This window comes from Aquitalea palustris (assembly GCF_003693445.1).
In the GTDB taxonomy this organism is placed as follows: Bacteria; Pseudomonadota; Gammaproteobacteria; order Burkholderiales; family Chromobacteriaceae; genus Aquitalea; species Aquitalea palustris.
In genome coordinates this window covers 19,840-41,451 of sequence record NZ_RFAR01000033.1, presented here as the reverse complement: position 1 = coordinate 41,451, position 21,612 = coordinate 19,840, and the positions used below count along the sequence as shown (strand labels likewise).

Genomic DNA, 21,612 nt, shown 5'->3' with positions numbered 1-21,612 from the left:
CGTAGGTCGAGTGTTCGAGCCACTCACAACCCACCAGTCAGTATGCAGAAGCCCGGTCACCTCAGGTGGCCGGGCTTTTTGCATTGTGGCTGCGCAGTGTGGTCGTCAAGCCTGCCATCCGCGTGGATAATGGACAGCGTCAAGAATACCTGTGAGAGGGCAAGGCAATGATCAAGCGATTTGGTTGTGTGCTGTTATTGGCGGCGACGGCGCTGCCGGTACTGGCGCAAACGGTGGATGAGCAGCTGCTGGCGGCGCAGATGGCCTATCAGCAAGCCAACAATCTGCAGGAGCAGGCCCAGGCACGTCTGACGCAGGCCCAGGCGTCCAAACAGCAGGCCGACCAGCGGCTGGCCGATGCGCAAATGGCGGCGCAGCGTGCGGCGGAGGAGTTGTCGGCGGCGAGCGCAGCGAACACGGCGGCCAGTGAGCAGTTGCAGCAGAATACCCGGCAACTGAAGGAGGCATGGCAGCGCAAGGAGGCCGGTGGTTGATGCGGCGGGGCGGGTTTACTGAGCGCTGCGGCTGATCTGCTGATAGCGGTTGATGTCTTCCTGCATTTTCTGGCGCACGCTGTTGAGCTCGGCCTGCTTGGTGCTGATCAGCGCGCCCAGCCCCTTCTGTTCCTGCTGGATGACCTGGATATTGTGCTGCAGGGCCGGTGCGGCTGGCCGGTGCAGTTTCTGGTTGACGTCTTGTTCTTTCAGCATGTCGCGCAGCTGCAGGTTGAGGCCTTTCAACCTGGAGTACTGGGCATCCAGCGAAGCCTGCAGGATGCTCAGTTGTTTTTCCCGGTCGGCCTTCAGTTCGCCGACATTGCGATAACTCTCCAGCAGGCCCTTGTCGTAGCGCGCGCTATCCAGTTGGCGTTGTTGTTCCTGCTTTTGCAGTGCCTCACTGGCTTCACGCTGGCGACGCGCCTGTTCGCTTTCCGCCGGCTTGCGTATCACGCCCTGACGATTCAGCTCGGCCACACCCTGCTTCTGGTTTTGCAGCGGTGCGGCATCGCTGTAGTGCACCTTGCCTGCTTCGTCCACCCACTTGTACAGCGTGCCATCAGCCATGGCTACGCTGCAGCTGAGCAAGATCAACAAGGCAGGCAAGTGCTGGGTCATTTTTCATTCACTCCATATTGTGCGCGATAAGCGCGTACCGCCGTCAGGTGCTGTGCCAGCTCCGGGCTGCCTTCCAGGAAGCCCAGCAGGTCGTTCAGGGTGGCGATGGCCAATACAGGCATGCCGTATTGCTGTGCCACTTCCTGTACGGCAGACAATTCGCCGCTGCCGCGCTCCATGCGGTCCAGTGCGATGGCCACGCCAGCCGGTGTGGCGCCGGCGGCACGGATCAGCTCAACCGATTCGCGCACCGAGGTGCCTGCGGAAATCACGTCATCGATGATCAGCACACGGCCTTGCAGCGGTGCGCCAACCAGGGTGCCGCCTTCGCCATGATCCTTGGCTTCCTTGCGATTATAGGCAAAAGGCACATTGCGGCCTTGTTCGGCCATGGCCATGGTCGCACCGGCGGCCAGGATGATACCCTTGTAGGCCGGTCCGAACAGCATGTCGAATTCGAGGCCACTCGCCATTATCGACTTGGCATAGAAGCGCGACAAGTGCAGTGTGGAAAGGCCATCGTTGAACAGGCCGGCATTGAAGAAATATGGCGATTTGCGCCCGGCCTTGGTGATGAACTCTCCAAACTTCAATACCTGCTTGTCGAGTGCAAAACGGATAAAATCTTGGCGGAAATCGCTCATATCATTCCTCATGGATACTAGTTAACTATCTGAACGGCTGGAAAAATTGCCGGCAAGGATAGCACAGGAGACTGCATTGCTTCGAATCGTTTCAGCCAACCTCAATGGCGTCCGCTCGGCGGACAAGAAGGGTTTTTTCGACTGGTTGGCCGGAATTGCAGCCGATTTTGTCTGCGTTCAGGAGCTGAAGGCTCAGGCGGCCGACCTGAGCGAGCGCATGCGTGCGCCGGATGGCCTGACCGGCTATTTTCATTATGCCGAGAAAAAGGGTTACAGCGGCGTCGGGGTGTATACCCGCCATCAGCCGGATGCGGTGATTGAAGGGCTGGGCGTGGACTGGATCGATGCCGAAGGCCGCTTCCTGCAGCTGGATTTTGGCAATCTCAGTGTGATCTCGCTCTATCTGCCGTCGGGCTCCAGCAGCGATGAGCGTCAGCAGGTGAAGTTCCAGTTTCTGGATGTGTTCATGCCGCATCTGGAGCAACTGAAAGCGGCCGGGCGCGATATCGTCATCTGTGGTGACTGGAATATCGCCCACCAGGAAATCGACCTGAAAAACTGGAAGGGCAATCTGAAAAATTCCGGCTTCCTGCCGGAAGAGCGTGCCTGGATGAGCGATCTGCTGGGCCGGGTGGGCTGGTGCGATGTGTGGCGCACCCTGTATCCGGAGCAGCCGGGCTACAGCTGGTGGAGCAATCGCGGCCAGGCCTATGCCAAGGATGTGGGCTGGCGTATCGACTATCACATCGTCACCCCATCATTGATGGCGCTTGCTCAGTCAGCCTCGGTGTACAAGGATGAGAAATTCTCCGACCATGCGCCGCTGATCGTCGATTACCAGCTGACGCTCGCTTGAGTCCATGGCAGTGAAGACGGCGACCCATTGGTAGATTAATCATGAGTTTGTGTTGAGATGGCGCGATTGCTAACAAATTGCAATCATTGTCGCAACAAGTCCAGGGTGTTCATGGGGTAGGATGAACTCACCCAGACTGCATGTGCTGGCCCAGGCGGTGGCAAAAGCCGGCATGGGCAGGGAGTGCAGCACAACTGACCCTTGCTTGTTAGGAAACTGCCATGAAACGTATTCTGATTGTCGCCGCATTGTCGCTGGCTGCCGCCACGCCGGTTTTTGCTGCCGATGTTGGCGTCTCTATCAATATCGGTGAACCGGGCTTTTTCGGTCAGCTGGATATCGGCAACTATGGTCCGCCGCCAGTGGTGAATGTCCAGCCAGTCATTGTCAGCCCGATGGTGGTGAGTCAGCCTCCCATCTACCTGCGAGTACCGCCTGAACATGCCCGCCACTGGAACCGCTACTGCCGGCAATATCATGCTTGCGACAAGCGGGTGTTCTTCGTGCAGGATAAATGGTACAAGCATGTTTATGCACCGCGTTATCAGCACGATCATCCGCATCCTGCGCATGATGCTGGTCGCCACGATGAGCATCGCGGGGATTCGCACCGTGACTACCGCAATGACCACCGGCCGGATCCGCGCAATGACCACCGCAATGATCGTAATGATCAGCGTTGGGATCAGCCGAATCAGCGTTGATCTTGCCATTGCACACGCCAACCGCTGCCAAGACCGGCAGCGGTTTTGCTTGGTCAGGCGCGCAGTGATGGCTTCAGCGCAGATTCCTTCTGCATACGACCTTGCCTCCCGGTAGAATCAAGGCCTGCCTGTTGATGCTGGCGATGACAAAGCGGGCGAAACATGCCGGATCAAGCGGCATGGATCCTGACTACCATGGGGCAAGGCTGATGCTGGACGATGATGATGTGGTGTTGATTACCGTACCGGGCTGGGGCAATTCCGGTGACAAGCACTGGCAAACCCTGTGGGAGCTGACCTATCCGCTGGCGCGGCGTGTCCAGCAACAGGATTGGCTCTATCCGGTGCGTGAACAGTGGGTAGCGGCACTGGATGCGCTGGTGCGGGATAGTTGCGGCCGCATCGTGCTGGCTGCCCACAGCCTGGGCTGTCACACGGTGGTGGAGTGGCTGCGCACGGTTGATTTGGCCACCCAGCGCCGTATCAAGGGGGTGTTGCTGGTGGCTCCACCAGCCCTGCCGATTACCGAAGCCCGGGCAAGGGCCAGTGGTGAACTGCCGGAGGGGGCAGCGCTGCCGGCCTTCTCCGGATTTACCCAGGCTAGTGCAGGGCGCTTGCCAGTGCCGGCGGTGATGGTGGCCAGCCAGGATGACCTGTTCTGCGACTTTGCCACGGCACAGGCCATGGCGGAGCTGTGGGGTATCCGGCTGATGGATGCGGGCTGTGCCGGTCATATGGGTAGTCATGCCGGTCTGGGTAGTTGGGCTGCCGGACAGCAGTTGCTGCAACGCTTCATACTGGCCTGAGCCGCCAGGTCCCCATTAAAAACCGCCACCTTCGCGAGCGAGGGCGGCGGTTTTTATATTGCGGGGGCTTTATTAGCTGGCCTTAGCGGGCAACCGGGCGCGCCGGGTCACTGCACCATTCGCTCCACGAGCCTGGGTACAGGCGGCTGCCACTCAGCCCGGCATGTTCCATTGCCAGCAGATTATGGCAGGCGGTGACGCCGGAGCCGCACTGGTGGACGACCTGTTCCGGCGGCAGTCCATTCAGTACCGTATTCCATTCCTGCTGCAGGGTGGCGGCATCCTTGAAACGACCTTCGCTGTTGAGGTTCTGCTGGAAGAAGCGGTTACGGGCGCCCGGAATATGGCCGCCGACCGGGTCCATGGTTTCGCCTTCGCCACGGAAACGTTCCGGGCTGCGCGCATCTACCACGACAAAGTCCTGCTCATCCAGATTGGCCAGTACCTGGTCGGCATCGACGGTTTCGATCAGGCTGACATTCACTGGAAAGCGGCGCGGCATATAGCGCTTTTTGTCGGTTTCCAGTACGGCTCCGGCTTGCTGCCAGGCCTGGATGCCGCCATCCAGCACGGCTACTGCAGCGTGGCCCAGCCAGCGCAGCAGCATCCAGGCACGGGCGGCGTACATGCCACCGGCGTCGTCATAGCAGATCACCTGGATATCGCCGGTAATGCCGGCCGCGCCCAGATCCACCGCCAGCCGCTGGCCATCCGGCAGGGGGTGGCGGCCATTGCTGCCGGTCTTGACGCCGGACAGGTGGTAATCGAGGTTGAGGTAGCGTGCGCCGGGAATGTGGCCGGCCTGATAGGCATGCAGGCCGTATTCCGGGTCGGTCAGCTGGAAGCGGCAGTCGAGAATGACGTAGTGCTCGGGATCAAGCGCCTGCAACTGGGCCGGGCTGATGAGGGTGGTGTACATCGGCTTCTCCTGAATGGGTGTGTCACATGGCGGACAGCACCATGTGGCAAGGAGGAGCCGCTTACGAGCCGGCCCAGGGGCCGGCTTGAAAGCGGTTCCGCATGCCTGCCGGTACGCGGTGGCAAACCGGCAGGACCGCTCTAGCCTACACAGAAGCAGCTATAGTCGGCAAGCGGGCCGGTTTATTGCACTGCAGCGGCAAGTGGCTGATTTTTCAAGGCGGCACGCAGGCTGTCGGCCAGTCCGGCCTGGTTGTGGTCGGCGCCCTCTCGCTGCGGGCTGGCCCATATCGGGCTGGGAAAGTGGGCATCGTCGGCAAAACGCGGGATGACATGCCAGTGCAGATGCGGCACCACATTGCCCAGGCTGGCGAGGTTGATCTTCTCTGGCTGCATCACCTGGCGCAGTGCTCGCTCGGTGTGCAGTACCCAGTCCAGCAGGTGGCGTGCGTCAGCGGCGGACAGATCGCTCATTTCGCGTACATGCTGTTTCCAGATGACGCGGCAGAAACCGGGGTAGCCGGCCTCTTCAACCAGCAAAACCCACAGTCGGGCATCTTCGTACAGCAATTCGCCGGCAGGCAGGGTGCAAAGCGGACAAGTCATGAGCGGATAGCCATTTTCTGTTGATGGATGTCGCTCATTCTACCGCGCCTGACACTTGCTGCATTTTTTCGTCTGTTATACTGATTCAACTGTCCGTGTGTTCAGTCCTGTCATGCGGGCCTGCTATTCTGTACAAGACAAATCGTCGCTAACTCCCTGGAAATACTGTGTGAATCTGGTTCAAAGCCTGATGGTGATTGCCGTACTGATTTTGATCAGTGCCTTTTTTTCCGTATCGGAAATCTCGCTGGCGGCAGCACGCAAGATCAAACTGCGACAAATGTCCGAAGAGGGCGATGTGCGCGCCGAGCGCGTGCTGGCCTTGCAGGCGCAGCCGGGCTTGTTTTTTACCGTGGTGCAGATCGGCCTGAATGCCGTGGCCATCATGGCCGGCATCATGGGTGAGGCAGCCTTTACCCCCTATTTTGCGCAGGCGCTGCATCTGGTTTTTTCGGCCGACTGGGTGGAGCGGGTCAGCTTTTTGCTGTCCTTCGTCACCGTGACGGCCTTGTTCGTGCTGTTTGCCGATTTGATGCCCAAGCGGCTGGGCATGTCCGCGCCAGAGCAGATCGCCGTGCGCGTGGTACGGCCGATGCAGGCTTGCGTGCGGCTGTTCATGCCGCTGGTGTGGCTGTTCAATGGCATGGCCAATATGCTGTTCCGGCTGTTCGGCCTGCCCACGGCGCGGCCGGATGACCTGACCCCGGACGACATCGTCGCCATGATGGAGGCCGGTGCCGAGGCCGGTGTCTTGCAGCAGCAAGAGCATCACCTGATTGAAAACGTGTTCGAGCTGGAAAGCCGTACCGTACCCTCGTCCATGACCGCGCGCGAAAGCGTGGTGTATTTCACCCTGCAGGAAGAAGAAGCCAGCATCAAGCGCAAGATTGCCGAAAGCCCGCATGCCAAGTATCTGGTGTGTGACGGCGTGGTGGATGCGGTGGTGGGCTATGTCGATTCCAAGGATATCCTGACGCGGCTGGTGAACCAGCAGAGCGTGTCGATCAAGCGTGAGCTGACCATCCGTAATGTGCTGATCATTCCCGATAGCCTGACGCTGTCCGAGCTGCTGGCGCGTTTCAAGGCTTCGCGCGAAGACTTTGCCGTGGTGATGAATGAGTATGCGCTGGTGGTAGGCATCATCACCCTGAACGACGTGATGAGCACGGTGATGGGCGACCTGGTGACGCAAAGCCAGGAGGACCAGATCGTGCAGCGCGATGCCGACAGCTGGCTGGTGGATGGTGCCTCGCCGGTGGAAGATGTATTGCGTGCGCTGGATATCGACGGTTTCCCGGATGACGAAAACTACGAAACCATTGCCGGTTTCATGATGTACATGCTGCGCAAGATTCCCAAGCGTACCGACCATGTCGAGTACGCCGGCTACAAGTTCGAGGTGGTGGATATCGACAACTACCGTATCGACCAGTTGCTGGTGACGCGGGTCACGCCGGTGCCGGCGCAGCAAGCCTGAGCCGGTTACGATTGCTTACACGGGCTTACAAGAGTCTCACAGACGGGGCGGCGTCTCCTCCCTAAGATGCAGTTCATGGAGGCAGCAAACACACTGCCCCCGGAACTCAACAAAGTCGCCTTACGGGAGAATGACCATGAAAAAGATCGCCGCACTCGTCCTGACCGCTGTGTTTGGTCTCGCCTCCGCTGCCGGCTTTGCCGCTGATGCTTCCGCCCCTGCTGCCAAGCCTGCAGTGAGCGCGCCGGCCAAGACCCATCATGCCAAACCGCATCAGGCCAAGAAACACCACGCCAAAAAACACCATCAGGTGAAGAAGGCTGCTTCGGCGCCGGCTGCACAAAAGGCCCAGTCTGCCAAGAAGCATGTGCATAAGCACCATCATCATCACGCCGCCAAGCATCACCAGCATGCCCCGCGCAAGCTGAACCAATAAGTAATAAGCCGCACAGCGGCAGCTCACTCGCAGTAGTGCTCAAAAAAGAGGAGGCGCAAGCCTCCTCTTTTCATGTTTGCTCTTCAATCCAGCTCCGCCACCTTGCACACGCGCAGGGCTTGCGGGGTCTCATCCATATTGCGCCACACCCAGTTGAAGTGGGCCACCACCTGCTCGCCACGCAGCAGGGGACGGTTGCGGCAGGTGTGGGCATCTTCCAGTACGGTCACCGCATAGTCGTGCGACAGCGCACTGCGAATGGCGTAATCAATGCAGAAGTCAGTGGCGGAGCCGCCTATCCACAGCTGGTGTATGCCCAGCTGCTGTAACAGCGCGTGCAGCTCGGGCCGGTAGAAGCTGTCGCCTACCGTCTTGTGTACCACCGGGTCTGCCGGCAGCCGCTGCAAGGCCGGATGGAGTGCCCAGCCGGCGCTGCCGGGGGCCAGATCGGTGCCGGGCGGGCTATCGTGCTGCACGAAGATGACGGGCATCTCCTGCTGGCGGGCTTTGGCAATGGCCTGGTTCAGCCTGGCCAGTACAGTATCGGCCTGGTAGGGCGGGTTGGGTTCGAACTGGGCTACTTGGACATCGACAATCAAGAGTGCGCTATCACGACGCATGGTTTGCTCCACTGGCTGGGGTATGCAGCAATGACTGCAACAGTATCTCGGCGCAGGCTTCTGCTTCGCTGACTGAAAAATTGTCCGGGTCCAGATGGCAATCCAGCCACAAGCCATCGATGAAACTGTCCACGATCATGCCGCAGCGCCGGGCCAGTGTGGTATCTCCCAGCAGCTGTTCGAAGCAGGTGGTATATGCCATACGGTAGAGCCGGTCGGATGCCAGGGTGGTGGCACGGTATTGCTGCAGGCTGTGGCGCTCGCTCCAGCTGGCATACCACAGCGCCAGCAGTTCGGGATGGGTGGCGGCGAAATGGATATCGTGCCGGATGTCTGCTGCCAGGCGGGCAGATGGCGTGGTTTCACACTCTGCCAGAGCCGTAGCCAGCGACTGCTGGTAGGTGTGCAGGGCAAGGTCCAGCGCGCTGTCCAGCAATTGTTCTTTCTGCTTGAAGTGGAAATTGACCAGGCTGCGCGATACACCGGCCAGCTCGGCGACGACGGAAATGGTGGCACCCGGTAGGCCATGGCTGGCCACCGCCTGAATCATCGCCTCCACCAGTTGTTGGCGGCTACTGTCGCCTTTGCGGCGGCGGCCATCGGGAATGGACTGTGGCATGCAGGTCTCTGCGTGGAAATATCGCCACAATGTACAGCGGATTTCTGTAGTGATGTTGTGAAAACACTGGTTGTTATTGACGTGGTAAATACTTAGCAAACAAACTGGCTGTACGTACAGCTAAATAATAAAAGTCCTCTGGGTCGCTGTATGCCACCGTTTTCATACCATCTGCGAGGAAAATCATGAGGACTAGCCTTTCCAGACTGACCGCCCTGTTGTGCGGTCTGTTGCTGTCAGCGGCCGCCATGGCGGAAGAGGCCGTGCTGAATGTCTACAACTGGTCGGACTACATCGCCAAAGACACCGTGGCCAATTTTGAAAAAGAGTCACACATCCGGGTGAAGTACGATGTGTTCGATACCGATGAAACCCTGCAAGCCAAATTGCTGAGCGGACGTGCCGGCTACGATGTGGTGGTGCCTTCCTCCACCTTCATGTCCAAGCAGATTGAAGCCGGCGTCTATATGAAGCTGGACAAGAGCAAGCTGCCTAACCTGGCCAATCTCGATCCGGTGCTGATGAAGATCATCGCCAGCATGGACCCGAAAAACCTGTATGGCGTGCCCTATGCCTGGGGGACTACTGGCATGGGTATCAATGTCACCAAGCTGCAAAAAGTGCTGGGCAAGGACGCGGTGCTGGACAGTTGGGAGCTGATGTTCCGGCCGGAGCTGCTGGCCAAGGTCAGCTGCGGGGTGAACATGCTGGATTCGCCGACCGATGTGTTTCCGGTGGTACTCAAATATATTGGCCGCGACCCCAACAGCAAGAGCCCGGCAGACTATCAGGCCGCCTACGCAGTGTTGAAAAAGCTGCGCCCTTACATTACCCAGTTCAATTCGTCCGGCTATATCAACGACCTGGCCAATGGCGACATCTGTCTGGCGCTGGGCTACTCCGGCGATGTGAATATTGCGCGCAACCGCGCACAAGAGGCGCACCGCAGCTATGAGCTGCGCTATGTCACGCCCAAGGGCAATATTCCGATCTGGTTCGACCTGATGGGTATTCCCAAGGACAGCAACCATCCCGAGGCCGCACACAAATGGATCAACTATATTTTGCGGCCCGATGTGAGCGCCGAAATCACCAACGAGGTGTTTTATCCCAGTGCCAACCTGGCCGCCAGAAAGCTGACCAAGCCGGTGATTGCCAATGATCCCAATGTTTATCCATCCGAAGCGCTGCTCAAGAGCATGTATGTCGAGCTACCTTTACCCAGCGACATCACCCGGCTGATGAACCGTATGTGGGCGGAGCTGAAAAGCGGCCGTTGAGTACCAAGGACATTGTCTGGGGACATTGCAGGGCGGCTAAGTGTCGCCCTTTTTTCTTTTCCAGACTCACCAGCATGAATAGTTCAATGCCATTGAGTCAGGCGCCCTGATGGCAAACAACAGCTCCATGCTTGAACTTTACCCGTTGCCATCATCTGCAGCAGCGCTGGCCGCAGCCAGCATTGACACCATCCGCGCGTGATCTGGCGATGCAGGCGCGGGAGCGGGAGCACCGGCAGGCAGAGGAAATAGGCGTGGCGCTGCGGCTGTGGTTTTATTCCCATGTATTGCGCCAGCGACGCTAGGCCATGGCTTTTCTGCTGCGTGAAGCGTCGCGGCGGCAGGGGCTTTGTGCAGCAGTCCTTGTACGGCTGACTGCAGCACATCTACCGCCAGCATCGCCCGGCGCCTTGCATTCAGCCATAAAAAACCGCAGGCGGCAAAGCCTGCGGTTTTCTGTTGCAGCTCAGTGTGCGGAGCTTACAGCAGCACGCGTTCGATACCGCCGTTGCGGGCTTTTTCCACGTAGTCCTTCATCCAGTTCTTGCCCAGGATGTGCTTGGCCATTTCCACCACGATGTAGTCGGCCTCGGTGCCGGTATCCGGGCTGTAGCGCGACAGGCCCTGCAGGCAGGACGGGCAGGAAGTGAGAATCTTCACCGGCTGTTCGGTGGCACCGATCTTGGCCAGATCCTTGTTGATTTCTTCTTCCTTGCGCGAACGCACCTGGGTGGCAATATCCGGGCGGCTGGCGGCAAAAGTACCGGATTCGCCGCAGCAGCGGTCACTCAGCGTCACGCCGCCACCCAGCAGCTTGTTGGCCACATCCAGCGGCTGGTAAGCCTTCATCGGGGTATGGCAGGGGTCGTGGTACATATACTTCTGCCCGCCGATGCCTTCCAGCTTCAGGCCCTTTTCCATCAGGTATTCATGGATGTCGATGATGCGGCAGCCCGGGAAAATGTCCTCGAAGCGGTATTTGGCCAGCTGGTCGTAGCAGGTGCCACAGCTGACCACCACGGTCTTGATGTCCAGGTAGTTCAGCGTATTGGCCAGGCGGTGGAACAACACGCGGTTTTCCGTGGTGATGGCTTCACCCTTGTCGGCATAGCCGGCCGAAGTCTGCGGGTAACCGCAGCACAGATAGCCCGGCGGCAGCACGGTCTGGGTGCCGACATGCCACAACATGGCCTGGGTGGCGAGGCCCACCTGGCTGAACAGACGCTCCGAGCCGCAGCCAGGGAAGTAGAACACCGCTTCGGCGTCTTCGGCCAGCTGCGGGTTGCGGATCACCGGTACGACATTGGCGTCTTCCACATCCAGCAGGGCGCGCGCGGTTTTCTTGGGCAGGCCACCCGGCATCGGTTTGTTGATGAAATGAATCACCTGCTGCTTGATCGGCGCCTTGCCCACGGTGGACGGTGGTTGCTTGGTCTGCGCGCCGGTCAGGTGCAGCTTTTTGCCCACGCTGTAGCCCAGGCGCTGTGCCTTGTAGGCAAAGCCGACCAGGCCGCCACGGATGGCCTTGATGGTGGCCGGGTCCTTGACGGTGAGGAAGGCCATGCCCAGCGCGGTGCCGGGGTTGAAGCGCTTGTTGCCGGTCTTGCGCAGGAAGTTGCGCATGGCGACCGAGACATCACCAAAGTCGATCTTCACCGGGCAGGGCTTCACGCAGCGGTGGCAGACCGTGCAGTGGTCGGCCACATCGGACAGCTCGTCAAAATGCTTGAGGCTGACGCCACGGCGGGTTTGTTCTTCGTAGAGGAAGGCCTCGGTCAACAGGCCGACGCCGAGAATCTTGTTACGCGGGCTGTACAGCAGATTGGCACGCGGCACGTGGGTGGAGCACACCGGCTTGCACTTGCCGCAGCGCAGGCAGTCCTTGACGCTATTGGAGATGCTGCCGATGTCGGACTGTTCCAGAATCAGCGATTCCGCGCCCAGCAATTCGAAGGACGGGGTATAGGCCATGGACAGGTCGGCCCCCGGCAACAGCTTGCCCTTGTTGAAATGGCCCTTGGGGTCGATGCGCTGCTTGTAGGCGCGGAAGGGGGCGATTTCTTCTTCGGTGAGGAATTCCAGTTTGGTGATGCCAATGCCGTGCTCACCGGAAATCACGCCGTTCAGGCTGCGGGCCAGCTCCATGATGCGTGCCACGGCTTTGTGCGCGGTTTGCAGCATGTCGTAGTCGTCGGAGTTGACCGGCAGGTTGGTGTGCACATTGCCGTCACCGGCGTGCATGTGCAGCGCCACGAACACGCGACCGCGCAGCACCTTCTGGTGCAGGGCATGCACGGCATCCAGGATGGGCGCATCGGCCTTGCCGGAGAACAGGCTTTCCAGATCGTTCAGCAGTTCGTCTTTCCAGCTGACGCGCAGCTGGAAGTCGCGCATGGCGATAAACAGGGTGGCTGGCGTGGCATTGGCATCTACCAGCGGTGCATCTGGCCATTGCGCGCGGTACTGGGCAAACGGTGCGTCCAGATTGTCCAGCAGCCACTGCCAGCGTTGGCGCAGCGTGGCAATCAGCTCCAGCGCGGTACCACGACGCTCGCCGATGATTTCATCGGCAGAAACCGCACCGCCTTCGGTATCTACCGGCAGGCGGCCATGGAAGTATTCGGTGAGGGTGTCCAGCAGGCGCAGCTTGTTGGCGACGGACAGCTCGATATTGATGCGTTCGATGCCGTCGGAGTAGTCGCCCAGACGCGGCAGCGGAATCACCACGTCTTCGTTGATCTTGAAGGCATTGGTGTGGCGGGCAATGGCGGCGGTGCGCGAACGGTCCAGCCAGAACTTCTTGCGCGCCTCGGCGGTGACGGCGATAAAGCCTTCGCCGGTACGGGCATTGGCATAGCGCACTACCTGGCTGGCGGCTTCGGCTACGGCGTTTTCATCGTTGGAGACGATGTCGGCGATCAGCACCATCTTGGGCCGGCCCTTGCTCTTGGCCTTGGTGGCATAGCCCACGGCGCGGACATAGCGCCAGTCCAGATGCTCCAGGCCAGCCAGCTGCACGCCAGCCTTGCAGCCTGCGCCATCCGGCTTGAAGTAGTCGGTGATTTCCACGATGGCCGGGGTGGCCTGGGCGACCGTGCCGAAGAACTCCAGGCAGACGGTGCGGGTGTGCGCCGGCATCTTGTGCAGCACGAAGCGTGCGCTGGTGATGATGCCGTCGGTGCCTTCCTTTTGCACGCCAGGCAGGCCGGACAGGAATTTGTCGGTGACGTCCTTGCCCAGACCCACCTTGCGGAAGGAGGGGCCGGGGATGTCCAGCTGTTCGGTGGACAGGACGGTCTTGTCATCATCCTTGAAGCGGGTGATGCGGAAGCTGGCGACATCGATGTCGTGGATCTTGCCGTAGTTGTGGGCCAGGCGTTCGATGAACATCCAGTTGCCGTCGGTATCCACCATTTTCCAGCTGGCCAGGTTGTCCAGCGCAGTGCCCCACAGCACGGCCTTTTTGCCGCCGGCATTCATGGCGACGTTGCCGCCGATACAGGAGGCTTCGGCCGAGGTCGGGTCTACCGCAAACACCAGGCCGGCGGCACTGGCGGCTTCCGATACCCGGGCGGTGACCACGCCAGCGCCACACTGAATGGTGGCGCGCTCACCATCCAGACCCGGCAGGCCGATGTATTCCACGCCATTGTGCTGCACCAGTTTTTCAGTGTTGATCACCGCGCTGCGGCGATCCAGCGGCACGGCACCGCCGGTGTAGCCGGTACCACCGCCACGCGGGATGATGGTCAGCTCCAGTTCGATCAGCGCGCGCACCAGCGGGGCAATTTCTTCTTCGGTATCCGGCGACAGCACCACGAAGGGGTATTCGACACGCCAGTCGGTGGCGTCGGTCACGTGCGACACGCGGGCCAGGCCGTCGAACAGGATGTTGTCCTTGCGGGTATGGCGCGACAGTTTCTTCAGGATGGCCTGACGCAGCTCGCGCGTTTCGGCAAACTGCTGGGCAAAGCGGTCCACCGCTTCGCGGGCCGCTGCGATCAGCCGGCCCACCTTGTCATTGCCCTCGCGGCGTTTTTCCACTTCCTGCAGGCGGTGGTGCATGGCTTCCACCAGTGCCGACAGGCGCTTGGGATTGTCCAGCAGGTCGTCCACCAGATAGGGGTTGCGATCCACTACCCAGATGTCGCCCAGCACCTCGAACAGCATGCGGGCGGAGCGGCCGGTCTTGCGCTCGCTGCGCAACTCTTCCAGCAGTGCCCACATGGGCTCGCCCAGAAGCCGGATGAAGATTTCCCGGTCCGAATACGATGTGTAGTTGTAAGGAATCTCGCGAAGACGCTGCTGGTTGCTGGTGGTCATGGTCCGTGCTGCAGTAATTGTTTGAATATATTACCGGCTAGTTTAGCCCAATTGCTGCGTTGCGAAAAATGCCGCATGCGTCATTTTCTCATTTTGACGTGAAGATATCCGGGTAAATTGGATGTTGTCGGACAATATTGGTAGTGATGTGCTAAAGCCTTGCCGCAAAAGGAAAAGCCCCTGTTATCAACAGGGGCTGCGTTGTACGGCATGGGCTGTTATTGCCGGTTCTGTGCCAGTTGCTCGGCGAGCTTGACGGCCTCGAACAGGCTGCCGGGGTCGGCGCGACCGCTGCCGGCCAGGTCCAGCGCGGTACCGTGATCCACCGAGGTGCGGATGATGGGCAGGCCCAGCGTGATATTGATACCGGCACCAAAGCTGGCGTATTTGAGCACCGGCAGGCCCTGGTCGTGATACATGGCCAGCACCGCATCGGCCTGGGCCAGCTTGTCGGGATTGAACAGGGTATCGGCCGGCAGTGGGCCGATCAGCTGCATGCCGTGGGCGCGCAACTGTTGCAATACTGGTTCGATGACGTCGATTTCCTCGCGCCCCATGTGGCCGGATTCCCCGGCATGCGGGTTGAGGCCAGCGACCAGGATGCGCGGGGACGGCAGACCGAATTTCTGTTGCAGATCGGCATGCAGGATGCGGATGACGGCTTCCAGCTCCGCTTTGGTGATGGCGTCCGCCACGGCACGTAACGGCAGATGGGTGGTGACCAGCGCCACCCGCATGCCGGCACCGGCCAGCATCATCACCACGCGCGGCGTGCCGGTGTGCTCGGCCAAGTATTCGGTATGTCCGCTGAAGGGCACGCCGGCATCGTTGATCACCCCCTTGTGCACCGGTGCGGTGACCATGGCGGCAAACTCGCCGGACAGACAGCCGGCTATCGCCACATCCAGGGTGTTCAGCACGTAGCGGGCATTGGCCGGATCCAGCTGGCCGGGGGTGACCGCTGCGGCCAGTGGCACATGCAGCACCTCCAGTACGCCGGCCGGAGCCGCCGCCTGCCCTGTCTGGTAGGGCTGAAAGCGCAGGGCGGTCAAGCCCAGCTGCGCCGCCCTTTGCTGCAAGAGTGACAGGTCGGCAATGATGACCCGCCGGGCGCCGTCGCTGTGGTCTGCCAGTTGCAGGACCAGATCCGGGCCGATGCCGGCTGGCTCGCCAGCGGTGACGGCCAGCAGGGGGCGGGGCGCAGTCATGGCTTACTTGTCGTCCAGGCGTTCTTCAACAAAGGCGGAATCGCGCAGCTGGCGTACCCAGTCCAGATATGCCTGGTCGAGCTTGCGCAGGCGCAGTTGCTGTTTGATGGTCTGGCGTTCGCGGTCGGCCGAGACATCCTGATTGCGTTTGGCTTCCACCAGAATCAAATGCCAGCCGAAGGGGCTGCGTACCGGTTCGGACACCGTGCCTACCGGCAGGGCCAGCATGGCTTTTTCAAATTCCGGCACCATGTCGCCCTTGTTCACCCAGCCCAGATCGCCACCTTTGACATTGCTGCCGTCTTCGGAATAAAGCTTGGCCATTTCGGAGAATTTGGCGCCACGCAGGATGCGGTCGCGAATCTGCAGGATGCGGTTTTTGGCATCAGCCTCTGATACGGCCTCGTTGGTGCGGATCAGGATGTGCGAGGTGTGGTATTGCTCCACCACCATGGGCTGGTTACCGCTACGCTTTTCAATCAGCTGGAAAATCATGAAGCCCTGAGCGGTGCGGATGACGCCGGTGTGCTGACCAGGATTCAGCTGATCCAGCATGGAGACGAACTCCAGCGGCAGCGTGGCCGCCGGACGCCAGCCCAGATCACCCCCCTTGATGCCGTTGGGGGCGTCGGAGTAACTGGCGGCTACCTTGGCAAAGGGCTGCTTGTCGTTCAGCTCGCCCAGTGCCTTGTTGGCCTTGGCCGACAGGTTGTCCAGCTGTTTGGCATCGGCACGCTCGGGGGTGCTGATCAGGATGGTGGCCAGGTGGTATTCGCTGCGATTGGCGCTCTGTGCGCTTTTCAGTACCTGGTCCACTTCGCTGTCGGTGACATTGATGCGCGAGCCGATTTCATTGTTCTTCAGGCGTGCCAGCACGATTTCGCGACGGATTTCTTCGCGGAAGCGGGCGAAGGGCACCCCTTCCTTGGCCAGCTGTGCCTGCAGGCCTTTGACATCCAGCTTGTTCTGCTTGGCCAGATCAGCAATGGCCTGGTCCAGGTCGTGCTCGTCCACGCGCATGCCATTGCTGCTGGCGTACTCCATTTGCACTTGTTCGGTAATCATCTGCTCCAGCACCTGGTGTGCCAGGATGTCGCGCGCGGGCGGAGTGACGTTCTGGCCCTTGAGCTGCTGGATGGTGGCATCGATGCGGTTTTGCAGATCGATATTGGTGATGACGGTCTTGTTGACCACGGCCACGATGCGATCCAGCTCGTTGACCGGGGACGCCGGCGCCGCATGGGTCGTCTGGACAATGGTTGCGATCAACAGGGCAAGCAGGGTTTTTTTCATGGTCAATTGGATCGGATGTCGGAAATATTGGAGTAGCCAGGAATCGCCAGTTTCAGTTCGGAAGTGGGATTACTGCCCAAACCGCCCAGGCCGCGCAGTTCCAGCTGGAAAAATACACCGGTATGTGTGGTGGCGGAAGTAATGGTGGTGGCCAGCGAAGCGTCACGTTTCAGCACGACGCGCGTGGTCCAGCAGCCGTCGTTGTACTCCACCCCGAGCAGATGCTCAAGCGGCTTGTTGTCGATCAGCGAGTAGTTTTCCCGTGCCACGGCATACCACTGGCGGGCGATGGGCCACTGCACACCGAAATCGATCTGGCGCAAGGGGCCATATTGCGTGGTATCGCCGATCTGCTCGTAGCGGCCGTAGCGATAGCGCAGGCTGACTGTTTTGCCCTGCTCCGGGTTGTAGCGTACTTGCAGGTTGTAACGCTGGGTTTTGGACAGGTCCTGGTTGTATTCATAGGTGCTGTCCAGACGCCAGGCGCGGGTCAGGTCGCCACCCAGGCTACCCAGCAAGCCCTTGCTGTTGTTTTGCAGGGTGATCTGGTCACCGTACAAGGAGGTGTCTTCGTTCTTGAAGTAGTAGCGCTGACCCAGCATCACGCGCAAGCGCTCGATACCGGTTTCGCTGCTGATCAGCCGGCTGGTCAGCGCCGCAGTCAGCTGGTTGGCCGCATTGATGCGGTCCCAGCCGGAGAAGCGGTTTTCCGAGAACAGCTGGGCAAAGTTGAAGTCGTTTTCCGAGCTGTCGAAGTTGGGAATATTGCTCTGGTCCTTGGCCGGGATGTAAACGTAAAACAGCCGTGGTTCCAGGGTTTCCACATAATCGCTGCCATGGAAACTGGCATCGCGCTCGAAGTACAGGCCGGAGTCGGTACTGAAAATCGGCAGGGTACGGGTGATGTTGCTGCCCGGGGTGGTATCGCTACCCAGTGCATTCAGTGAATAGCTGGTGTAGTTGACGCCGAATTTCGGCTTGATGAAGCCCCAGCTGCGCTCGAACGCCCAGCTCACGCTGGGGTAGGCGACAAAGCGGTCACCGGTCTGCAGCGTGGGGTGCGAGAAGCGGGTGAGATCGCCCTGCAAATTGAAGCTGAAACCGTCCGGCAGCTTCTGGTTGGCGTTCAGGGTAATCTGCGGCAAGCGGGCATAGGGCTGGTCGGCCGGGATGATCGGGTCTTCCAGCGTCTGGTAGCGCTGGGCGCGCAGCATGGTATTGACGCTACCACCCTGCCAGCTGGTGGTGTAGTTGACCCAGGCCTGGCGCAGCAGGTTGACGTTGGTGGCTGTCAGGGTGCGGTCGCCGAAGTCGGTGAAGTAATTGACATCGGAAACGTAGTTGTAGTCGTAGCCGAAGGTCAGACCCGGTATCACCGTTTGCTTGTGCGTGGCGTACCAGGCATAGCGGTCGGTATTGGTCAGCTTGTCATTGCGCAGCTGCTCGGTATAGATGCTGCCGGAAAAATCCGGCTCCAGATAGCGGAACTCGCCAGCCAGCATTGTGCCGTGCTTGAGATTGATGTGCGGCGTGATGGTGGCGTCGTAATTGGGGGCGATATTCCAGTAGTAGGGCAGTGCCAGGTCGAAGCCACTGCTGCCAGAGCGGAAGGTCGGCGCCAGCAGGCCGGATTTGCGGCTGCCATCCAGCGGGAAGTCGATCCATGGGGTGTAGAGAATCGGCACGCCCTGGAATTCCAGCCGGGCATTGCGTGCCACACCGATATTGGTGGTGTAGTTCAGGTCCAGCGTGGAGGATTTCAGATACCAGGAATCATCGCCCACCACGCAGGAATTGACCTTGCTGTTGATCAGGCGGTACTGATCTGGCCCGGTGAATTGTACCTCGCTGCCATCGCCGCGAAAGGCAATGCCGGCTTTGGCCAGGCTGCGCTTGCTGCCACCCGGTTTGTTCTGGGTGTCCGGACTGCCCATCTGGAAGGAAGGTTGCTGGGCGGAGCCGGTATGCTCGTCCATCCAGTAATCCAGGGTGGTACCGGTGACGACGTCCTTCTCGCGTGTCAGGCGGAAGTGATCGCCGGCCTTGACGCGGTTTTGCTGCTGGTAATAGTCCAGCCAGTCGGCTTCCAGGGTCTGGTTGTCACGGATGACAACCACATCGCCGTTGGCCTTGAGCTTGTCCTGCATCTGCCCGTCCATGTGGTCGGCCGTGACGTGGGTCTGGCCTTGGGCGGCGGGCACCGTGGTAAGCGCCTGCGGCGCAATATCATCAGCCTGGGCGGCAGAAACCGAAAAAGCGGCTGCCAGGGCCAGGGTCATTCTCGTGGGCTGCAGTTTGAGCATGCACAAAGCCATATCGTGTGGGCAGGTGGGCAGGTTAAAATCAGACGATTCTATCAGCATCGTGACGAACCGACATGCAACGTTTGGAACAACTCAAAAGCTGGCTGACCAGCCTTTACCCGCAAACCGACATCGTGGTGGAGTTTGCCGCCGCCGATGCCGACTTCCGCCGCTACTTCCGTGCGCAGTTCCCTGATGGCAGCACGCGCATCGTCATGGATGCGCCGCCGGAGAAGATGGACACCGATCCCTACGTGAAGGTTCGCGAGGTGTTCGCCATGGTGAATGTACCGCAAATCATCGCCCGCGACCGCGAGCAGGGCTTCATGCTGCTGGAGGACCTGGGCAAGATCACGCTGCTGGCTGCACTGGAGCACGATGAGCGTCCGCTGGTGCGCCGCCACCTGCTGCTGGAGGCCGTGGATACCCTGGTGGAGCTGCAACAGGGCAGCCAGCCCGGCGTACTGCCGGAATACGACGAAGCCTTGCTGCGCCGGGAACTCAGCCTGTTTCCGGAATGGTATTGCGCCCAGGAATTGGGCAAGCCGCTCAACTTTGCCCAGCGCCAGTTGTGGGACGAAGGATGCCAGCGTTTGCTGGCTGCCATCCTGCCGCAGAGCAAGGTTTATGTGCACCGCGACTTCATTGTGCGCAACCTGATGCTCACGCCGGGCAAGCCTGGCGTGCTGGATTTCCAGGACGCGGTTTACGGCCCCATCAGCTACGATCTGGTGTCCTTGCTGCGCGATGCTTTCATCGAATGGGAAGAGGATTTCGTACTGGATATTGCCATCCGCTACTGGGAAAAAGCACGGGCAGTTGGCTTGCCGGTGCCGGAAAGCGTGGACGATTTTTACCGCGATTTCGAATGGATGGGGGTGCAGCGCCACCTGAAAGTGGCCGGGATCTTTGCAAGACTTTACCACCGCGATGGCAAGGACAAGTACCGTGGCGAGATTCCGCGCTTCATCAAATACCTGAAACGCACCACGCGTCGTTATCAGGAGCTGTCTCCTTTTTACCAGTTGCTGCTGCAACTGGTGGGCAAGGACGACACCGATGCCGAGCTGCAGTCGAGCTATCCGGTATTGAGTGTCAAAGGCTGATGGCAAGGCGATGAAAGCGATGATTCTGGCCGCAGGTCGCGGCGAACGGATGCGCCCGCTGACCGACCATACCCCCAAGCCCTTGTTGTTGGCCGGGGGCCGTCCGCTGATCGAGTGGCATATCCGCGGCCTGGCGGCGGTGGGTATCCGCCAGCTGGTCATCAACCATGCCTGGCTGGGGGCGCAGATCGAGCAGGTGCTGGGCGACGGCAGTCGTCTGGGCGTTTCCATCGCCTATTCCCCGGAGGCGACGGCGCTGGAAACGGCGGGCGGCATTGCCAGCGCCTTGCCCTTGCTGGGGGACCAGCCCTTTCTGGTAGTGAATGGCGATGTGCTGAGTGATGTCGATTTTGCCGGATTAAAACAGGCAGCCAGCCAACTGGATGGCCAGCAGCATCTGGCACATCTGCTGCTGGTGGATAATCCGCCACACCATCCTGCCGGTGATTTCGGCTTGCTGGCGGATGGACTGCTGGCAGCCAATCCAACGGCAGGCAACGGTCTGACCTTTTCCGGCATTGCCGCCTACCATCCGGCCCTGTTCGTAGCCACGCCGGCCGGGCAGCCGGCCAAGCTGGCACCGCTGCTACGCGCCGCCATGGCGCAAGGGCAGGTCACGGGTAGTCGGCTGGATGGCTTGTGGCTGGATGTGGGCACGCCGGAGCGGCTGGCCGAGGCGGATGCCATTGCCACGGGCTGGACGGCGTGAGCCGGCGCATTCTGGGCATAGACCCGGGTAGCCGCATCACCGGCTTCGGGGTGATCGATCTGGTCGGCCAGCAGCGCCATTATGTGGCGTCCGGCTGTATCCGCACGCCACAGGGCGCACCGCTGGCAGACCGCATCAAGGTCATCATCGACGGCCTGTTTGGCGTGATCGATACCTATCAGCCGCATGAGGCGGCCATTGAGCAAGTTTTCGTCAACGTCAATCCCGCTGCGACACTGATGCTGGGCCAGGCACGTGGCGCCTGTGTGTCGGCGCTGGTGATGCGCAATCTGGCGGTGTCCGACTACACCGCCTTGCAGGTCAAGCAATCGGTAGTGGGTCATGGCAAGGCGGCCAAGGAGCAGGTGCAGCACATGGTGGTGCGCATGCTCAATCTGTCCGGCACGCCGCAGGCAGATGCGGCCGACGCGCTGGCGGTAGCGCTGGCTCATGCCAATCTCAGCGGCGGGGCCATTGGCGAACTGGCGCGGCAGGGGCTGAAAGTGCGGGGCGGGCGTTTGGTCTAGCGCCCTTTGGCTGCTTTACTTGTGCTGACGCAGGCCCTGGTAACGGCTGTTCGCGCTATGCT

At 60.3% G+C, this 21,612-nt stretch carries 21 protein-coding genes; 11 read left to right on the top strand and 10 right to left on the bottom strand.

The window, feature by feature from the left end; all coding sequences use genetic code 11:
• The first annotated feature begins 167 nt into the window (after window positions 1-167).
• Window positions 168-494: a hypothetical protein gene (locus tag EAY64_RS09180; protein ID WP_103524467.1), complete on the top strand. Its 327-nt coding sequence runs from the start codon at window positions 168-170 to the stop codon at window positions 492-494.
• Window positions 495-509: 15 nt separating this feature from the next.
• On the opposite strand, the gene EAY64_RS09175 is transcribed toward EAY64_RS09180, so the two are convergent.
• Window positions 510-1,115: a DUF4124 domain-containing protein gene (locus EAY64_RS09175; protein WP_103524466.1), complete on the bottom strand. Its 606-nt coding sequence runs from the start codon at window positions 1,113-1,115 to the stop codon at window positions 510-512.
• On the bottom strand, window positions 1,112-1,759 hold the full coding sequence (gene pyrE, locus EAY64_RS09170) for an orotate phosphoribosyltransferase (protein ID WP_103524465.1): 648 nt from the start codon (window positions 1,757-1,759) through the stop codon (window positions 1,112-1,114). Before pyrE ends, EAY64_RS09175 begins: the two co-directional genes overlap by 4 nt.
• A gap of 76 nt (window positions 1,760-1,835) precedes the next feature.
• Between pyrE and EAY64_RS09165 the strand changes: the two genes are divergently transcribed.
• The 3 genes from EAY64_RS09165 to EAY64_RS09155 all read left to right on the top strand — a co-directional run bounded on the left by EAY64_RS09165 (window position 1,836) and on the right by EAY64_RS09155 (window position 4,125).
• On the top strand, window positions 1,836-2,615 hold the full coding sequence (locus EAY64_RS09165) for an exodeoxyribonuclease III (RefSeq protein ID WP_103524464.1): 780 nt from the start codon (window positions 1,836-1,838) through the stop codon (window positions 2,613-2,615).
• Window positions 2,616-2,836: 221 nt separating this feature from the next.
• A complete protein-coding gene (locus EAY64_RS09160) occupies window positions 2,837-3,319 on the top strand; it encodes a hypothetical protein (RefSeq protein ID WP_103524463.1) in 483 nt (160 codons plus the stop codon).
• A 179-nt stretch (window positions 3,320-3,498) separates the two neighbouring features.
• The gene (locus EAY64_RS09155) at window positions 3,499-4,125 is read left to right on the top strand and encodes an alpha/beta hydrolase (RefSeq protein WP_226034228.1); all 627 of its coding nucleotides are present in this window, start codon (window positions 3,499-3,501) and stop codon (window positions 4,123-4,125) included.
• A gap of 82 nt (window positions 4,126-4,207) precedes the next feature.
• Here the strand turns inward: EAY64_RS09155 and EAY64_RS09150 are convergent, their stop codons facing one another.
• Window positions 4,208-5,044 (bottom strand): sulfurtransferase, encoded by an 837-nt coding sequence (locus EAY64_RS09150; RefSeq protein ID WP_103524461.1) that lies wholly within the window; start codon window positions 5,042-5,044, stop codon window positions 4,208-4,210.
• 182 nt (window positions 5,045-5,226) lie between these two features.
• Window positions 5,227-5,649, bottom strand: coding sequence for an HIT family protein (locus EAY64_RS09145; RefSeq protein WP_103524460.1), 423 nt, complete (start codon window positions 5,647-5,649; stop codon window positions 5,227-5,229).
• Window positions 5,650-5,818: 169 nt separating this feature from the next.
• Between EAY64_RS09145 and paeA the strand changes: the two genes are divergently transcribed.
• Both paeA and EAY64_RS09135 read left to right on the top strand, forming a co-directional pair.
• Window positions 5,819-7,126 carry a polyamine export protein PaeA gene (gene paeA / locus EAY64_RS09140; protein WP_199734424.1) on the top strand — a complete coding sequence of 436 codons (1,308 nt, stop codon included), beginning with the start codon at window positions 5,819-5,821 and terminating at the stop codon, window positions 7,124-7,126.
• Window positions 7,127-7,262: 136 nt separating this feature from the next.
• Window positions 7,263-7,562, top strand: a complete 300-nt coding sequence (locus tag EAY64_RS09135; RefSeq protein WP_103524470.1) for an acid-shock protein — start codon at window positions 7,263-7,265, stop codon at window positions 7,560-7,562.
• A gap of 83 nt (window positions 7,563-7,645) precedes the next feature.
• On the opposite strand, the gene EAY64_RS09130 is transcribed toward EAY64_RS09135, so the two are convergent.
• Together EAY64_RS09130 and EAY64_RS09125 are read right to left on the bottom strand one after the other, a co-directional pair.
• The gene (locus tag EAY64_RS09130; RefSeq protein ID WP_158604647.1) at window positions 7,646-8,182 is read right to left on the bottom strand and encodes a cysteine hydrolase family protein; all 537 of its coding nucleotides are present in this window, start codon (window positions 8,180-8,182) and stop codon (window positions 7,646-7,648) included.
• Window positions 8,172-8,801 carry a TetR family transcriptional regulator C-terminal domain-containing protein gene (locus tag EAY64_RS09125; RefSeq protein ID WP_103524458.1) on the bottom strand — a complete coding sequence of 210 codons (630 nt, stop codon included), beginning with the start codon at window positions 8,799-8,801 and terminating at the stop codon, window positions 8,172-8,174. The genes EAY64_RS09130 and EAY64_RS09125 overlap by 11 nt, the downstream gene beginning before the upstream one ends.
• Before the next feature lie 185 nt (window positions 8,802-8,986).
• Here EAY64_RS09125 and EAY64_RS09120 point away from each other — a divergent pair, with 185 nt between their 5' ends.
• Complete coding sequence (locus tag EAY64_RS09120; protein ID WP_103524457.1) at window positions 8,987-10,081, top strand: polyamine ABC transporter substrate-binding protein; 1,095 nt, start codon at window positions 8,987-8,989, stop codon at window positions 10,079-10,081.
• Window positions 10,082-10,212: 131 nt separating this feature from the next.
• Window positions 10,213-10,386, top strand: a complete 174-nt coding sequence (locus EAY64_RS20385; protein WP_158604646.1) for a hypothetical protein — start codon at window positions 10,213-10,215, stop codon at window positions 10,384-10,386.
• Window positions 10,387-10,561: 175 nt separating this feature from the next.
• Here EAY64_RS20385 and EAY64_RS09115 read toward each other — a convergent pair whose 3' ends face one another.
• The 4 genes from EAY64_RS09115 to EAY64_RS09100 form a co-directional block, all read right to left on the bottom strand.
• The gene (locus EAY64_RS09115) at window positions 10,562-14,404 is read right to left on the bottom strand and encodes a DUF3683 domain-containing protein (RefSeq protein WP_103524456.1); all 3,843 of its coding nucleotides are present in this window, start codon (window positions 14,402-14,404) and stop codon (window positions 10,562-10,564) included.
• Between the two features lie 218 nt (window positions 14,405-14,622).
• Complete coding sequence (pdxA, locus tag EAY64_RS09110) at window positions 14,623-15,612, bottom strand: 4-hydroxythreonine-4-phosphate dehydrogenase PdxA (protein WP_103524455.1); 990 nt, start codon at window positions 15,610-15,612, stop codon at window positions 14,623-14,625.
• A gap of 3 nt (window positions 15,613-15,615) precedes the next feature.
• Complete coding sequence (locus tag EAY64_RS09105) at window positions 15,616-16,905, bottom strand: peptidylprolyl isomerase (protein WP_233179160.1); 1,290 nt, start codon at window positions 16,903-16,905, stop codon at window positions 15,616-15,618.
• Between the two features lie 2 nt (window positions 16,906-16,907).
• Window positions 16,908-19,208, bottom strand: a complete 2,301-nt coding sequence (locus EAY64_RS09100; protein WP_103524453.1) for an LPS-assembly protein LptD — start codon at window positions 19,206-19,208, stop codon at window positions 16,908-16,910.
• Between the two features lie 74 nt (window positions 19,209-19,282).
• Here EAY64_RS09100 and amgK point away from each other — a divergent pair, with 74 nt between their 5' ends.
• The 3 genes from amgK to ruvC are packed head-to-tail and all read left to right on the top strand — an operon-like array spanning window position 19,283 to window position 21,550.
• Entirely contained in the window at window positions 19,283-20,314 is a 1,032-nt protein-coding gene (amgK, locus tag EAY64_RS09095; RefSeq protein ID WP_103524452.1) for an N-acetylmuramate/N-acetylglucosamine kinase AmgK, read from the top strand.
• A 10-nt stretch (window positions 20,315-20,324) separates the two neighbouring features.
• A complete protein-coding gene (gene murU, locus EAY64_RS09090) occupies window positions 20,325-21,023 on the top strand; it encodes an N-acetylmuramate alpha-1-phosphate uridylyltransferase MurU (protein ID WP_103524451.1) in 699 nt (232 codons plus the stop codon).
• Window positions 21,020-21,550, top strand: coding sequence for a crossover junction endodeoxyribonuclease RuvC (gene ruvC, locus EAY64_RS09085; RefSeq protein WP_103524450.1), 531 nt, complete (start codon window positions 21,020-21,022; stop codon window positions 21,548-21,550). The genes murU and ruvC overlap by 4 nt, the downstream gene beginning before the upstream one ends.
• Window positions 21,551-21,612: the final 62 nt, after the last annotated feature.